The sequence below is a fragment of the Pseudomonas putida genome, assembly GCF_025905425.1.
Lineage (GTDB): Bacteria > Pseudomonadota > Gammaproteobacteria > Pseudomonadales > Pseudomonadaceae > Aquipseudomonas > Aquipseudomonas putida_AF.
In genome coordinates this window covers 1,512,358-1,527,405 of the sequence record NZ_CP109603.1, presented here as the reverse complement: position 1 = coordinate 1,527,405, position 15,048 = coordinate 1,512,358, and the positions used below count along the sequence as shown (strand labels likewise).

Genomic DNA, 15,048 nt, shown 5'->3' with positions numbered 1-15,048 from the left:
CTTTGCGTGGAAGACACGACAACATGATCCGCAAGACCTCACTGGTGCTCCTCATGGGCACTTGCACCTTCGCCTGGGCCGACAACGCCCCGGTTGAACTCAACGCCACCACCATCGACGGCGAGCGCGACGCCCCCTCCGGCGTGCAACTGGACGAGCCGATCCGCACCGGTTCGCGCCTGGGCCTCACCGCGCGGGAAACCCCGGCGTCGGTCAGTGTCTCGGACCGCCGCCTGATCGAGGCGCACGGCGCCAAGGACAGCCAGGACGTGATCAACGCCATGACCGGCGTCAACGCCTCGGCCAACCCCGGTTATGGCGGCTTCGTCGCCTACCGTGGCTTTACCCAGAACCAGGTCACCCAGCTCTACAACGGCATCAACCTGGGCTACAGCAGTGCCACCCGGCCAGTGGATGCCTGGGTACTCGACCGGGTCGAGCTGATCGGTGGGCCGTCCTCCTTCCTGCACGGTGCAGGCGCGGTGGGCGGTTCGATCAACTACATCACCAAGCTTGCCAGCCGCGATCAGCAGATCATCGACGGGCGTGTGCGCTATGGCAGCTTCGATGACGCGGAAGTGGCCTTCGGCATCAATCAGGCACTGGCCAGCAACCCCGCCGATGCCCGCCACTTCATGCGCCTGGATTTCAGCCGGAGCCAGGGCAATGGCTACATCGACCGCAACCAGCGAAACACCGACAGCCTGGCGTTTTCGGTGCTCAGCGATTTGGCGCCCAACCTCACCCACACCTTGGCGCTGGAGTATCAGGAAGACCACGAAGACAGCCCGTACTGGGGCTCGCCGATCCTGCCGGGGCGCAGCACGATGAAGATCGACAAAAGCCGCCGCTTTGAAAACTACAACGTCGCCGATGGCCGCTACGAACAGCGCGTACGCTGGCTGCGTTCGATCCTCGATTACCAGCTCAGCGACAGCACCAGCGTGCAAAACACGCTGTACCACTACAACGCCCAACGCGACTACCGCAACGTCGAACGCTACAGCTACACCGCCAATGGCAAGGTGCAGCGCAGCAGCCCCTACCTGCAAAGCCACGACCAGAACCTGTTGGGCGATCGCATCGAGTTGCGCCATGACAACACACTGTTCGGCTTCGCCAGCCAATGGTCGCTGGGGCTGGAATACTCGCGCATGCGCCAGACCCTCTACCCAACGTCGAGCAGCTGGAGCGACGTCGTCGACCCCGACCATTTCGACCCGGGCAGTTTCGACGACATCCCTGGGGTAAATGCCGGCCTGACCAAACAGCGTCGCCACGAAGTCACCAACCGCGCGGTGTTTGCCGAGAACCGCCTGCAACTGACCGACCGACTGGCCTTGCTGACCGCCCTGCGCTACGACTACCTGGACATGCAAGTGACCAACTACGGCGCGGTTTCCCCCACGTCGCCGGCGTTTTTCGAACGCCGTTGGGAGCCGCTTTCCGGGCGCATCGGCCTGACCTACGCGCTGACGCCAACCGCCAGTGTGTACGCACAGTACAGCAGCTCAGCCGATTTGCCGGCCGGCTCGCTGGCGGCGGCGACCTATTCCAACGTGGGCTTGTTCGACCTGTCCAAAGGCGAGCAATGGGAAGTCGGCAGCAAGTTCGATTTCCTCGACGGCCGCGGCGCCGCCACGCTGGCGCTGTACCAGATCGTGCGCAAGGACTTCGCCGTGCGCGATTCCAACGATGCCAACCTGACGGTCCAGGCAGGTCAACAGACCTCACGCGGTGTCGAGCTGTCCGGGCGGCTGCAGGTCACCCCGAAACTGCTGGCCGAGGCCAACTACGCCTACGTCGATGCGCAGTACGATACGTTCAACGAAGCGGTCAACGGCGTGTCGGTATCACGCAAGGGCAATGCGCCGGTCAACGTACCGGCCAACGTCGCTAACCTGTGGCTGACCTACAGCTTCACATCCGCGTGGTCGGCGGGGGTCGATGGGCGCTACGTGGGCTCGGTGTACGCCGACAATGCCAACACCCTCAAGGCACCGGCCTACACACTGTTCGGAGCCTTCGCCCGCTACCGGCTGGATGAACACACCACGGTGACTGGGCGGGTGCGCAACCTCACCGACGAGGTGTATGCCAAACAGGCCTACAGCTTCCAGTACTACATGGGCGCGCCGCGTACCTTCGAGGTGGCGCTGGATATGCGCTTCTGAGCGAACGGCTCTGCCACGGGGGTTATCCCGTGGCAGAGCCGCCAGTGATAAGCTCCCATGTTCATGATTCGCCGGCTCACGAAGACACCCGGCTACCGCTTCAGCAAGGAAGTTCACGTGTTCAAGATTCTGCCCCCCGCGCTCCTGAGCGCCGCCCTCGTTACGCTCGTCGGCTGCCAATCCTCCCCCTCTGCCGACAGCCAGATAAAAGCCGATGCCCAGGCCTTCAAAACCTTCACCGTCGACATGCAGCAAGCCTTGCAGCGCAGCATCGCGCTGGCCCCGACCGGCGAGCAGATTGGCGCCGTCACCCTGCAAGTCACCTTCGACCGGCAGAGCGCCCCGGTGGCCTGCAAGGCCAGAAAAGCCCCCCTCAAGTACGGCGCGCTACTGCCCGCCGATGTAATGCCCTCCGACCATCAGGCGTTGGCGAACCTGGTCGAAGCACTGTGCTGGAAAACCATCTACCCGGTCGTGCCAGCGGCGCTGTTCAACGGCGAAGACACGCTTGAGGTGCGCGCACCGATCGTCGTCCAGTTGCCACGCGCGATTCAGGCCCCCGGCACCGCCCGCCATCGGGCCATTGCCCAGCGTGAGTACTTCTGGCAGCAACTGCTGCGCGATCAACCGGTCACCAGCATCGGCAAGGCTTCAGTGTTCTACCAGGCCAATACCCAAGGCAAGGTCGAGGGCTGCCTGGTGCAGCTTTCCCCGAACCCGCTGCGTGAAGACGCCTTCCGCCTGGACGGCAACCTGCAGGCGCAGCTCAACAGCCGTTGCATGAAGCTCGACCTGAGCCAAATGCCAGGCTTCAGCCCCAACGAGCAGGGTAAGGCCGAAGGTTACAGCGAGCTCGACTATGCGCCGTGGAAGGTGGGCCGGCAGTAGCCGCCTGGTTGAAACAGGCATCCCAATGTCGCCCTCGACGAAGCCCCTGCGGGCGCTCACCGATCTACTGGCATACACAACAATGAGGGCGCGGCCCGACCGCGCCACGTTCATTCAGGCTGCCAATGGAATCCGGAGAGCTCCTATATGTCCGCACCTCATGAGGTATCCCCCGCCACCCTGCGCCGGGTGATCGCCGCCTCGGCCATTGGCAACTTCGTCGAATGGTTCGACTTCGCCGTTTATGGCTTTCTCGCCACCCTCATCGCCAGCCAGTTCTTCGCCAGCGAAGATGCCAGTGTGGCCTTGCTCAAGACCTTTGCCGTGTTTGCCGTGGCGTTTGCCCTGCGCCCGCTCGGCGGCATCGTGTTCGGCGCGCTGGGTGACCGCCTTGGGCGCAAGCGCATCCTGTCGCTGACCATCCTGCTGATGGCCGGTTCCACCACCTTGATCGGCTTGTTGCCGACCTATGCCAGCATTGGCCTGGCGGCCCCCGTACTGCTGACCCTGGCCCGCTGCCTGCAGGGCTTCTCGGCGGGGGGCGAGTACGCCGGTGCCTGCGCCTACCTGATGGAACATGCGCCCAACGACAAGCGCGCGTTCTACGGCAGCTTTGTCCCAGTCTCGACCTTTTCTGCCTTTGCCTGCGCGGCGGTGATCGCCTATGGCCTGGAAGCGAACCTGACGGCCGAGGCGATGAACGCCTGGGGCTGGCGTGTGCCATTTCTGATCGCCGCCCCGTTGGGGTTGGTGGGCCTGTACCTGCGCTGGCGCATGGAGGAGACCCCAGCGTTCCGCGAAGCCGTCGCCCAAGGCAAGGAGCACGAGCATTCGCCCCTCAAGGAGACCCTGCGCAACCATGGCCGAGCCATCCGTAACCTGGGGGCGTTCATTTCGTTGACGGCGCTGTCGTTCTATATGTTCACCACCTACTTTGCCACCTACCTGCAACTGGTCGGCAACCTGACCCGCGCGCAGTCGCTGCTGGTGACCACCGTGGCCTTGCTGTTCGCCGCCATCGGCTGCCCGCTGGCCGGGGCGTTTTCCGACCGGGTGGGGCGGCGCAAGACCATTGGCTTCACCTGCCTGTGGGTGATGATCTGCGTGTTCCCTGCGTATTGGCTGGCCAGTTCCGGTTCGCTGTCCGGGGCGCTGCTGGGGGTGATTCTATTGGCGGTCGGTGCACTGTGCAGTGGCGTGGTGACTGCGGCTTTGCTGTCGGAAAGCTTCCCGACCCGGACCCGCTATACCGCCTCGGCAATCACCTACAACGTGGCCTACACGCTGTTTGGCGGCACTGCGCCATTGGTGGCGACCTGGTTGATCGGGCAGACCGGCAGCAGCCTGGCGCCGGCGTTTTACCTGGTGGTGATTGCACTGGTGGCGCTGGTAGGCGGGTTGGCGTTGCCGGAGACGTCGCGGATTTCGTTGCATGATGAGGCCGGCGTCGACAGCGTGCGGCCAGGAGCCCGTAGCAGCGTTTGAGGTTTGGGGGCTGCTGTGCAGCCCTTCGCAGGCAAGCCAGCTCCCACAGGGACCGCGATAGCCAGAAAAAGGCGCGGCACCTGTGGGATGCGAAGGGCCGCACAGCGGCCCCGGCATTATCAGCCTTCTTCCGCCTCTTCGCGCCGATACGCCCACTGGTACAACGCCGGCAACACCAGCAGCGTCAACGCCGTGGACGACAGGATCCCACCAATCACCACGGTCGCCAGCGGCCGCTGCACTTCAGCCCCGGTCCCCGTGGCCAGCGCCATCGGGATGAACCCCAGCGACGCCACCAGCGCGGTCATCAGCACCGGCCGCAAACGCGTCAGCGCGCCCTCCTCGACCGCCATGCGCAAGGTGCGCCCGTCCTCGCGCAGGCTGCGGATAAAGGCAATCATCACCAAGCCATTGAGTACCGCCACCCCCGACAGGGCAATAAAGCCCACCCCGGCAGAAATGGACAACGGAATGTCCCGCAACCACAGCGCCAGTACGCCACCGGTCAAGGCAAACGGAATACCGGTGAACACCAGCAAACCATCCTTGAGGTTGTTGAACATCATCAGCAACAGCGCCAGGACCAGCAGCAAGGCCACCGGCACCACCACCTGTAAACGCTCCGCCGCCGACTGTAGCTGCTCGAACTGGCCACCCCAGCGCGTCCAGTAACCGGGCGGGACCTGCACCTGCTCGATCAGGGTCTGTTCGGCTTGCTGCACAAACGAGCCGAGGTCGCGCCCGCGCACGTTGGCACTGACCACCACCACGCGCTTGCCATCCTCGCGGCTGACCTGGTTCGGCCCCAGTTGCAGGTTCAGTGACGCGACCTGCGACAGCGGGATGAAGCCGATCTGGGCAGCACCGGCCGCACTGCTGGCCGGCACCGGAATCAGCAGGCTGGAAAGCCCGTCGACATCGGTGCGCAACGTCTCGGACAGGCGCACCACCATGTCGAAACGTCGGTCGCCTTCATACAGCGTGCCTGCCGTGCGGCCGCCCACGGCAATGGCGATGGCGTCCTGCACATCGCCCACGTTCAGGCCATGGCGGGCGGCCTTGTCGCGGTCGATTTCGATGGTCAGCACCGGCAGGCCCGTGGTCTGCTCGACCTTGACCTCCGAAGCCCCCGGCACGGTCTGCAGGCTGCTGGCGATCTGCGCAGCAGTCCGATTGAGCACGTCCATGTCATCACCGAACACCTTGACCGCCACGTCACTGCGCACGCCCGAGATCAGTTCGTTGAAGCGCAGCTGAATCGGTTGTGACAGCTCGTAGTTACTACCCGGCACACTGGCTGCGGCGCGCTGCACTTCGGCAATCAACGCCTCGCGCGGCTTGCCCGGGTCGGCCCATTGCGCGTGCGGGCGCAACATGACGTAGGCGTCGGAGATATTCGGCGGCATCGGGTCCGAGGCGATTTCGGCGGTGCCGGTACGGGCGAACACCCGCTCCACCTCCGGCACCTGGGCAATGATCGCCCGCTCAAGGCGTTGCTGCATGTCCACCGACTGCGACAGGCTGGTGCCTGGCACGCGCAGCGCTTGCAGGGCGAAGTCGCCCTCGCTGAGGCTCGGGATGAACTCGCTGCCCATGCGGCTGGCCATTACCCCGGACAACAGCACCAGCGTCGCCGCACCGGCGAACGCCAGCTTGCGCCGGCCCAGCACCCAGCCCAGCACCGGCGCATAGCGCTGGCGGGCGGTACGCATGACCAGGCCTTCCTCTTCCTTGACCTTGCCCGTCACGAACAGCGCAATCGCCGCTGGCACGAACGTCACCGAGAGGATCATGGCGCCCAGCAGGGCGATGACCACGGTGAACGCCATGGGGTGGAACATCTTGCCCTCGACCCCGGTCAAGGCAAAGATCGGCAGGTACACCACCATAATGATCAACTGCCCGTAGATCAGCGGGCGGCGTGCTTCACGGGCGGCGGCGAACACTTCATGGAAGCGCTCGGCGCGGGTCAGCATGCGGCCGTGGCGCTGCTGGGCATGGGCCAGGCGGCGAATGGCGTTCTCGACGATCACCACCGCACCGTCGACGATGATGCCGAAGTCCAGCGCGCCAAGGCTCATGAGGTTGGCGCTGACCTTGTTGCTGAACATGCCGGTGAAGGTGAACAGCATCGACAACGGGATGACCATGGCGGTGATCAGCGCAGCGCGGATGTTGCCCAGGAACAGGAACAGCACGGCGATGACCAGGATCGCACCTTCGATCAGGTTTTTCTTTACCGTGGCGATGGCTTTTTCGACCAAGTTCGTACGGTCATACACCGTCACCGCGAGCACACCCTTGGGCAGGTTGCGGTTGATGTCGACCAGCTTGGCTGCAACCGCCTGGGACACCGTGCGACTGTTCTCGCCAATCAGCATGAACACCGTGCCCAGCACCACCTCACGGCCATTCTCGGTGGCCGCCCCGGAGCGCAGCTCTTGGCCCAGGCCAACCTGGGCGACGTGGCTGACGCGTATCGGTGTGCCATCGACGCTGGAGATGACGATGTTGGCGATGTCTTCGGCCGAGTCCAGCTGGCCCGGTGCACGAATCAGCAGCTGCTCGCCATTGCGCTCGATGTAGCCTGCCCCCACGTTGGCGTTATTGCGCTCCAGCGCCGCGATCAGGTCATTGAGGGTGAGTTTGTAGGCGGCCAGGCGCTTGGGCTCAGGTGCGATCAGGTACTGCTTGGCATGGCCGCCGATGCTGTTGACCTCGGCCACCCCGGGCACGTTGCGCAACTGCGGTTTGATGATCCAGTCCTGGATGACGCGCAGGTCGGTCTGGGTGTACGGCGTACCGTCGTCCTTGAGCGCGCCCTCCTCGGCCTCGACGGTCCATAAAAAGATCTCGCCAAGCCCTGTGGAAATCGGCCCCATCCCCGCCTCGATGCCAGCGGGCAACTGCTCACGCGCCACTTGCAGGCGCTCGTTGACCAGTTGGCGGGCGAAGAACAGGTCGGTGCTGTCATCGAAGATCACCGTGACCTGGGACAACCCCGAACGCGACAACGAACGGGTCTGCTTGAGGCCAGGCAAGCCGGCCATGGCCGTCTCGATGGCGAAGGTGATGCGCTGCTCGGTCTCCAGCGGCGAGTAGCCGGGCGCGGCGGTGTTGATCTGCACCTGGACGTTGGTGATGTCCGGTACTGCGTCGATTGGCAGTTTCTGGTAGCTGTGGATACCCACAGCAGCCATCAGCACCACAGCAAGCATGACCACCAGGCGCTGCTCGATGGCGAATTGGATCAGGCGTTCGAACATGGATGCGTTCCCGGTTTCAATGGCTGTGCTCGGCAGAACCTTTGCCAAGCTCCGACTTGAGGACGAAGCTGCCGGCGGCGGCAACCTGGGTGCCTGCAGCCAGGCCGGCGATAACCTCCACCTGGCCGGCGTCGCGACGGCCAGTCTGGACCGGGCGCGCTTCGAAGCCTTGCTCGGTACGGACGAACACCACCGTCTGCGCCTCCCAGGTCTGCAGGGCGCTTTCCGGCACCACCACGGCGGCGCTGGCACGCTCGACGCTGACCGCAATGTTCACGAACAGCCCAGGGCGCCAGGCACCGTTGGGGTTGGCCAAGGTAGCGCGCACGGTGGCCGCGCGGTTTTGCTCACCCAGCAGGCTGCCAACATAATTGACCGTGCCTTCTACCTCAGCCCCCAGGTCCGGGGCACTGACGGTGACGCTGCGCCCGGTGACGACCCTGCCCAAGTCGCGCGGGGCGACAGCAAAGGTGGCCCAGACTCGGCTCAGGTCGGACAACGTGAAGGCATTGCTGGTCTCATCGACCACCTCGCCCACGGTCAGGTGCTTTTCCACCACCACTGCATCGAAGGGTGCGCGCAGCTCATAGCGGTTGCCGGCGCCAGCGGGGCCGACTGCCGCGACCTTCTGCCGGGCGTTTGCCAGGGCAATCTCGGCCTCTTGCAACGCCTGGCGAGCTTGCAGGTAATCCTGCTCGGCACTGATGCGTTCCTGCCACAGCTGTTGCTCGCGCTGGAAGGTCAAACGTGCAAGTTCCAGGCGGCGCTGAGCGGCCTGCTGTTCGCTGCGCAGGTCGGAAATCTGCTGGCTGGCGATCACCGCCAGCACCTGGCCGCGCTTTACCGCCTGGCCTAGGTCGGCCTGCACCGACTCCACCACGCCAGGCACACGGGGCACGACATGCGCGGTGCGGTCTTCATCGAAACGAATTTCACCCGGGAAGTTGATGGCAGTGCCCAGTTCACGGGGCCCGGCGGCCGCCAACTGCACGCCGGCCGCCTCGATCTGGGCGCTGGACAGGTGCAATTGGCCCTCTTCGTCTTCGTGGTCTTCACCGGCCTGCTCGGCACCGTGGCCGTGGCTGTCTTCGCCATGCTCGTCATGCTGGGCTTCACCGCCTGTGGCCTGGCCGAGGTTGCCGGTCCAGGCCAGGCCACCGAGGCCGAGCACGGCCAGAGCGGCCGCCAGGATGGCGATCTTGCGTGGGTTATCCATTGTTGCTCCTGCTGTTCGTATTGTTGCTCAAGCCAGTGGGTCCGCTGCGATGGGCCGCGCAGCGGACCCTGATTCACAAACCGCCCTCAAGGTCGCCATACATGCGCTCGACCTGGGCCCGCGCATCGATCGCCGAGGCCAGTGCATCCAGGTACAACCCGCGCGCCTCAATCAGCGTGCGTTGGGCGTCGAGCACATCGAGGAAGGCGAACTTGCCCATTTCGAAGCCGCGGGTGGCGGTGTCCACCGCCTGCTGCGCCGAGGGCAGGATGGTGCGGTCGTAGGCCTGCACGTCCTGCATGGCGGTGGCCCACTGGCTGAGGGCGCTGCGGGTCTCGCTGCGCAAGCGCAGTTCGACGGCGTTGCGCAGGTCGCGTGCCTGGTCGGCACGCCGTGCAGCGACCAGCACGTTGCCCTGATTGCGGTCGAACAACGGCAGAGGCATGGACAGCCCGACCACATTGACCCGCTCGCGGTCTTCGCGGCTGTATTGGCTACCCAGGCTGACGGTAAGGTTGGGTATGCGCTGGGCCTTTTCCGAACCCAGCGACGCTTCGCCTCGCTCGACCTGCGCCGCCGCCAGGCGCCACTCGACGGTCTGCGCGACCCTGTCGAGCAGGGCCTCGGCCTTGGGCGCGGCACCCGGCGACAGAGTGCTGGCCTGCAGGCGGTCGAAGGTCGCCAGCGGGCTGCCCGTCAGCCGCGCCAGGGCCTGATAGGCCATGCTGCGCTGCGAGGCGGCGCGGCGCACTGCAGCCTGCGCCTGGGCTAGCTGCACCTGGGCGCGTGTGGTTTCCACCGGCGACGCCTGACCGGCCGTCACGCGCCCTTGCACCACGCGCAGCCCGCGTTCTGTCAGTGCCTGCGACTGCTGCGCCAGCTCCAGCGCCGTCTGCGCTCGCAGGGCTGCGTGAAAGGCCTGCACCACATCGGCGCGCAAGCTGTTGCGCTGCCGCTCCAACTCAAGCTGGGCAATGCTCTGGCCGGTACCGGCCACAGCGATACGCGCCCCCCGCTTGCCACCGAGTTCTAGCGGCTGGCTCAGGGTGACCGTGGTGGTGCGGGTGTCGCGGCGAGTGTCCTCGACCTCCCAGGACAGCTCCGGGTTGGGCATCAACCCAGCCTGGCGCCGCTCGCCTTCGGCGACACCGATTTCACGGCCTGCAGCGGCGAGTTCCGGGTTCTGCGCGAACGCAGCGGCAAGCGCTTCGGGCAAGCTCAGGCTGCCACTGGCCTGGGCTGTGCCAATGGCCGCCAAGAATAGGCTGAGCAAGGCGATCTTGCGGGGGATGGCATGGGTGCGGAGCACGAACAGGTCCTCGTCGGCGAGCGTTGGCGAGGGACTGTAGGGCGGCGTGCTTATCGGGGCGGTGGCGTAAACATTACAATTCTGTCATCTGGCATGGCCGACCATAGCGCAAATCGTCCGGTTATCGCCCACTATCCTGCCGCAGCACCTTCATGCAATTGACGAAACTAACCAGGTGGTACAAATATAAGCGCATCCAAAAACAACAAAGTGATGCCTTTCATGAAGCCCCTTATTCTTGTGCTGAACGGCCCTAACCTGAACATGCTGGGCACCCGCGAGCCAACCCAGTATGGCCGCGAGACCCTCGCCGACCTGGCCCAAGGCTGTGCCGACAGCGCCCTGGCCCACGGCCTGGACATCGAATTTCGCCAGACCAACCACGAAGGCGAACTGATCGACTGGATCCACGCCGCCCGTGGCCGCTGCGCCGGTATCCTGATCAACCCGGGTGCCTGGACCCACACCTCGGTGGCCATCCGTGACGCCTTGGTTGCCAGTGAGTTGCCCGTCATCGAAGTGCACCTGTCGAACGTGCACAAACGCGAACCCTTCCGCCACCTGTCGTTCGTCTCGTCGATCGCCGTGGGTGTGATCTGCGGGCTGGGCAGCCATGGCTATCGCCTCGCCCTGAGCCATTTCGGGGAGATGTTGCGGGAGCAGACAGCATGAGCGAACAGGCCATCCTCGCCGGCCTGATCGGCCGTGGTATCCAACTGTCACGCACCCCGGCGCTGCACGAGCATGAAGGTGACGCCCAGGCGCTGCGTTATCTCTATCGCCTGATCGATGCCGATCAGTTGCAACTGGACGACAGCGCCCTGCCCGGCCTGCTCGATGCAGCACAGCAAACCGGGTTCACCGGGCTCAACATCACCTACCCGTTCAAACAGGCGATTTTGCCGCTGCTCGACGAGCTGTCCGATGAAGCGCGTGGGATTGGCGCGGTGAACACCGTGGTGCTCAAGGATGGCAAACGGGTTGGCCACAATACCGACTGCCTGGGTTTTGCCGAAGGCTTGCGCCGCGGCCTGCCGGATGTGGCACGCCGACAGGTGGTGCAGATGGGCGCCGGAGGTGCCGGCTCGGCGGTGGCCCATGCGCTGCTGGGCGAAGGGGTCGAACGGCTGGTGCTGTTCGAGGTGGACGCTGCGCGGGCGCAAGCGCTGGTCGACAACCTTAACGCGCACTTCGGCGCAGGCCGCGCGGTGCTCGGTACCGACCTGAGCGCGGCATTGGCCGAAGCAGACGGGCTGGTCAATACCACGCCGGTAGGCATGGCCAAGCTGCCGGGGACGCCGTTGCCGGTGGAACTGCTGCACGAACGGTTGTGGGTGGCGGAGATCATCTACTTCCCGCTGGAAACCGAACTGTTGCGTGCGGCGCGGGCGCTGGGCTGCCGGACACTGGATGGCAGCAACATGGCGGTGTTCCAGGCGGTCAAGGCGTTCGAGCTGTTCAGTGGGCGCGAGGCCGATGCGGGGCGGATGCAGGCGCACTTTGCCAGTTTTAGCTGAGTCGGCAGCGGCCCTTTCGCGGGGCAAGCCCGCTCCCACAGCTGCCATGTGTTGCTGAGGCAGGCACTGATCCTGTGGGAGCGGGATTGCCCCGCGAAAGGTCCGGCACAGGCGCATCAACCCTTTTCATCCAGCAAGGCCTTCAACACCTGTTCCTGCCCGGCGTAATCCCCCTCGCCGAAATGCACATGGCGCACCTGCCCTTTGCGGTCGACAAAATAGTGCGCCGGCCAGAACTGGTTGCCCCAGGCATTCCACACCTGGTGGTCGTTGTCCACCGCCACCGGGTAAGCGATCCCCAGCGTGGCCACCTTGTCACGCAAGGTGGCCACATCATGCTCGTAGTCATACTCAGGCGTATGCACACCCACCACGACCAGCCCCTGGTCGGCGTAACGCCGTGCCCACGCATTCACATGCGGCAGGCTGCGCTGGCAGTTGATGCAGTCCCAGGTCCAGAAGTCCACCAGCACCACCTTGCCTTTGAGCGCCGGCGCATCCAGTGGCGGGGAATTCAGCCATTGGCTGGCGCCCGACAGCGAGGGCATGGCGCCGTAACTGTCGCGGGCCTCCAGGTAACCGGCAAGGCCCAGGCCTGTCAGGGCCAGCGCAATGCCACCCACCTTGAGCATCAGGCGGCGATCAATTCTCATGGCAGCCGCCGGTGGCATAGGAGCGGTACTCCACGCTCTGGCGCTGGCCCTTGGAATCGAGGTAGTCCATGCGGGTGTTGACCAGGCCGCAGGTGGTGCTTTGATCATCCTGCACCGACAGGACTTTCTTCACATCCAGATGATCACCGTAGCGGTACTGCATGACACTGGCATCGCTCATCGGCGAGGGGGCGGCCTGGGCGGCAATGGCGCCGAGGCTGAGCACGGCGAACAGGCTGGCGCTGGCGAAGGTTTTGAGGTTCATGACAACTCTCCTGTGTAACGCTTGGGGTGGGGAGTATTGCTCCCCGGTCGAGAGCCATTACACGTCCGCCTGGTATCCCCTCTGTGTCAGCCGAGCCTGTGATCTGCTTCCTGCTGTATCCCGTTCAGCACCAGATACACTGCAATACAAAACCGCGCAGGCAAGCACGATAACGCTCGGTACACTGCGCCCATCCCACCCCACACAGGAACGCTGCGCATGGAACACGTCGATCACATCCTGATCGTCGACGACGACCGCGAGATCCGCGAACTGGTCGGCAACTACCTGAAGAAGAACGGCCTGCGCACCAGCATCGTGGCCGATGGGCGGCAGATGCGCGCCTTTCTCGAAGCCAACAGCGTCGACCTGATCGTCCTCGACATCATGATGCCCGGCGACGATGGCCTGTTGCTGTGCCGTGAACTGCGCGCCGGCAAGCACCGCAACACCCCCGTGCTGATGCTGACTGCACGCAACGACGAGACCGACCGCATCATCGGCCTGGAGATGGGCGCCGACGACTACCTGACCAAGCCTTTTTCCGCGCGTGAACTGCTGGCCCGCATCAATGCCGTATTACGCCGCACGCGCATGCTGCCGCCCAACCTGACCATCAGTGAAAGCAGCCGCCTGGTAGCCTTCGGCCAGTGGCGCCTGGACACCACCGCGCGCCACCTGCTCGACAGCGAAGACACCCTGGTGGCCCTGAGCGGTGCAGAATACCGGCTGTTGCGTGTATTTCTCGACCACCCGCAGCGGGTGCTCAGCCGCGAACAACTGCTCAACCTGACCCAGGGCCGCGAAGCAGACATTTTCGACCGCTCCATCGACCTGCTGGTCAGCCGATTGCGCCAGCGCCTGGGTGACGACGCCCGTGAACCCAGCTGCATCAAGACCGTGCGCAGCGAAGGCTACGTCTTTTCACTGCCGGTGCAACTGCTTGAGTCGCCCTCATGAAATGGCCACGGACCCTCGCCTCACGGCTGGCACTGATCTTCTTCACAGGCCTGGTGCTGGCCTATGGGCTGTCGTTCGGCCTGCAAGCCTACGAGCGCTACATCAGCAGCCGTTCGATGATGCTCAACAACCTGGAGCAGGACGTCGCCACCTCGGTGGCCATTCTCGACCGCCTGCCCGCAGCCGAACGCGCCGCCTGGCTGCCGCGCCTGGAACGGCGCACCTACCGCTACCACCTTGACCATGGCCAGGATGGCCAGGCGATGCCTACCAGCGACCCGCCCATGGCCGCCGAATCGATCGTCAAAGCCATCGGCGACGACTATCGCCTGACCTTCCAGGAGATCCCAGGCCCGAATACGCATTTTCAGGTGCACTTGAGCCTCGCCGATGGCGCCCCCCTGACCGTTGACGTCACCCCGACCCCCGTACCGGTTGCCCGCTGGCTGCCGGTAGTACTGCTGATCCAGCTGGCCTTGCTGTTGCTGTGTACCTGGCTTGCAGTACGCCTGGCCATCGGCCCGCTCACCCGCCTGTCGCAGGCGGTGGACAACCTCGACCCAGACAAGCCCAGTGTGCAACTGGACGAAAGCGGCCCGCGCGAGGTGAAGTACGCCGCCGTCGCCTTCAATGCCTTGCAGGCGCGTATCGCGGCCTATCTCAAGGAGCGCATGCAGTTGCTGGCGGCGATTTCCCACGATCTGCAAACCCCCATCACCCGCATGAAGTTGCGGGTCGAAGTGATGGATGAGGGGGTCGAGAAAGACAAGCTGTGGCACGACCTGGATGCCATGGAGCATCTGGTACGCGAAGGTGTCGCGTATGCCCGCAGCATGGACATCAACACCGAGGCCCGGTGCCGGATCAACCTCGACGCCTTCCTCGACAGCCTGGTGTTCGATTACCAGGACAGCGGCGCCCAGGTCGAACGCCACGGCAACGCCGAAGGCCTGCTGGAAACCCGCCCGCATGCGTTGCGCAGGGTCCTGGTCAACCTGGTGGACAATGCCCTTAAATTCGCCGGCAAAGCACAACTGGAGGTCAGCCGTGAGCAGGGCTGCACCAAAATCCGAGTACTCGATGACGGCCCAGGTATTCCGGAAGATGAGCTCAATGAAGTGCTCAAGCCCTTTTACCGGGTAGAGAGCTCGCGCAACCGCAGTACCGGGGGCACCGGGCTGGGGCTGGCGATCGCTCAGCAATTGACCCAGGCCATGGGGGGGCGATTGACCCTTAGCAATCGCCAGGGCGGCGGGCTGTGTGCACAAATCGAGCTGAAATGAACCGCGCCGCCAAGCCAGCGACCTGATCTGCA

Annotated in this window: 12 protein-coding genes; 7 read left to right on the top strand and 5 right to left on the bottom strand. The window is 64.6% G+C overall.

Annotated features, from left to right (window positions below):
* The first annotated feature begins 23 nt into the window (after positions 1-23).
* The 3 genes from OGV19_RS06835 to OGV19_RS06825 all read left to right on the top strand — a co-directional run bounded on the left by OGV19_RS06835 (position 24) and on the right by OGV19_RS06825 (position 4,547).
* The gene (locus OGV19_RS06835) at positions 24-2,174 is read left to right on the top strand and encodes a TonB-dependent receptor (RefSeq protein WP_264312676.1); all 2,151 of its coding nucleotides are present in this window, start codon (positions 24-26) and stop codon (positions 2,172-2,174) included.
* A 117-nt stretch (positions 2,175-2,291) separates the two neighbouring features.
* Positions 2,292-3,062 (top strand): hypothetical protein, encoded by a 771-nt coding sequence (locus tag OGV19_RS06830; RefSeq protein ID WP_264312675.1) that lies wholly within the window; start codon positions 2,292-2,294, stop codon positions 3,060-3,062.
* Between the two features lie 147 nt (positions 3,063-3,209).
* Positions 3,210-4,547, top strand: a complete 1,338-nt coding sequence (locus tag OGV19_RS06825) for an MFS transporter (RefSeq protein WP_264312674.1) — start codon at positions 3,210-3,212, stop codon at positions 4,545-4,547.
* Between the two features lie 119 nt (positions 4,548-4,666).
* Here the strand turns inward: OGV19_RS06825 and OGV19_RS06820 are convergent, their stop codons facing one another.
* The 3 genes from OGV19_RS06820 to OGV19_RS06810 form a co-directional block, all read right to left on the bottom strand.
* The gene (locus OGV19_RS06820) at positions 4,667-7,813 is read right to left on the bottom strand and encodes a CusA/CzcA family heavy metal efflux RND transporter (RefSeq protein ID WP_264312673.1); all 3,147 of its coding nucleotides are present in this window, start codon (positions 7,811-7,813) and stop codon (positions 4,667-4,669) included.
* Between the two features lie 16 nt (positions 7,814-7,829).
* Positions 7,830-9,029 carry an efflux RND transporter periplasmic adaptor subunit gene (locus tag OGV19_RS06815; protein WP_264312672.1) on the bottom strand — a complete coding sequence of 400 codons (1,200 nt, stop codon included), beginning with the start codon at positions 9,027-9,029 and terminating at the stop codon, positions 7,830-7,832.
* Positions 9,030-9,102: 73 nt separating this feature from the next.
* Positions 9,103-10,338 (bottom strand): TolC family protein, encoded by a 1,236-nt coding sequence (locus tag OGV19_RS06810; RefSeq protein WP_413470113.1) that lies wholly within the window; start codon positions 10,336-10,338, stop codon positions 9,103-9,105.
* 222 nt (positions 10,339-10,560) lie between these two features.
* On the opposite strand from OGV19_RS06810, the gene aroQ reads away from it, so the two are divergent.
* Both aroQ and OGV19_RS06800 read left to right on the top strand, forming a co-directional pair.
* Positions 10,561-11,010 (top strand): type II 3-dehydroquinate dehydratase, encoded by a 450-nt coding sequence (gene aroQ, locus OGV19_RS06805; RefSeq protein WP_264312671.1) that lies wholly within the window; start codon positions 10,561-10,563, stop codon positions 11,008-11,010.
* Positions 11,007-11,855 carry a shikimate dehydrogenase gene (locus tag OGV19_RS06800; RefSeq protein WP_264312670.1) on the top strand — a complete coding sequence of 283 codons (849 nt, stop codon included), beginning with the start codon at positions 11,007-11,009 and terminating at the stop codon, positions 11,853-11,855. The genes aroQ and OGV19_RS06800 overlap by 4 nt, the downstream gene beginning before the upstream one ends.
* 116 nt (positions 11,856-11,971) lie before the next feature.
* Here the strand turns inward: OGV19_RS06800 and OGV19_RS06795 are convergent, their stop codons facing one another.
* Together OGV19_RS06795 and OGV19_RS06790 are read right to left on the bottom strand one after the other, a co-directional pair.
* Entirely contained in the window at positions 11,972-12,487 is a 516-nt protein-coding gene (locus OGV19_RS06795; protein WP_264313899.1) for a thioredoxin family protein, read from the bottom strand.
* Positions 12,488-12,497: 10 nt separating this feature from the next.
* Positions 12,498-12,773 (bottom strand): DUF2790 domain-containing protein, encoded by a 276-nt coding sequence (locus OGV19_RS06790; protein WP_264312669.1) that lies wholly within the window; start codon positions 12,771-12,773, stop codon positions 12,498-12,500.
* Between the two features lie 219 nt (positions 12,774-12,992).
* Between OGV19_RS06790 and OGV19_RS06785 the strand changes: the two genes are divergently transcribed.
* Positions 12,993-13,733 carry a response regulator gene (locus OGV19_RS06785; protein WP_264312668.1) on the top strand — a complete coding sequence of 247 codons (741 nt, stop codon included), beginning with the start codon at positions 12,993-12,995 and terminating at the stop codon, positions 13,731-13,733.
* Positions 13,730-15,016 carry a sensor histidine kinase gene (locus tag OGV19_RS06780; protein ID WP_264312667.1) on the top strand — a complete coding sequence of 429 codons (1,287 nt, stop codon included), beginning with the start codon at positions 13,730-13,732 and terminating at the stop codon, positions 15,014-15,016. The genes OGV19_RS06785 and OGV19_RS06780 overlap by 4 nt, the downstream gene beginning before the upstream one ends.
* Positions 15,017-15,048: the final 32 nt, after the last annotated feature.

What these genes read in the sequence shown, in the direction of transcription:
- aroQ (WP_264312671.1), top strand. Translation starts at nt 10,561, where the DNA reads ATGAAGCCCCTTATTCTTGTGCTGAACGGCCCTAACCTGAACATGCTG.
- OGV19_RS06790 (WP_264312669.1), bottom strand. Translation starts at nt 12,773, where the DNA reads ATGAACCTCAAAACCTTCGCCAGCGCCAGCCTGTTCGCCGTGCTCAGC.
- OGV19_RS06800 (WP_264312670.1), top strand. Translation starts at nt 11,007, where the DNA reads ATGAGCGAACAGGCCATCCTCGCCGGCCTGATCGGCCGTGGTATCCAA.
- OGV19_RS06780 (WP_264312667.1), top strand. Translation starts at nt 13,730, where the DNA reads ATGAAATGGCCACGGACCCTCGCCTCACGGCTGGCACTGATCTTCTTC.
- OGV19_RS06815 (WP_264312672.1), bottom strand. Translation starts at nt 9,029, where the DNA reads ATGGATAACCCACGCAAGATCGCCATCCTGGCGGCCGCTCTGGCCGTG.
- OGV19_RS06825 (WP_264312674.1), top strand. Translation starts at nt 3,210, where the DNA reads ATGTCCGCACCTCATGAGGTATCCCCCGCCACCCTGCGCCGGGTGATC.
- OGV19_RS06785 (WP_264312668.1), top strand. Translation starts at nt 12,993, where the DNA reads ATGGAACACGTCGATCACATCCTGATCGTCGACGACGACCGCGAGATC.
- OGV19_RS06795 (WP_264313899.1), bottom strand. Translation starts at nt 12,487, where the DNA reads ATGCTCAAGGTGGGTGGCATTGCGCTGGCCCTGACAGGCCTGGGCCTT.
- OGV19_RS06820 (WP_264312673.1), bottom strand. Translation starts at nt 7,813, where the DNA reads ATGTTCGAACGCCTGATCCAATTCGCCATCGAGCAGCGCCTGGTGGTC.
- OGV19_RS06835 (WP_264312676.1), top strand. Translation starts at nt 24, where the DNA reads ATGATCCGCAAGACCTCACTGGTGCTCCTCATGGGCACTTGCACCTTC.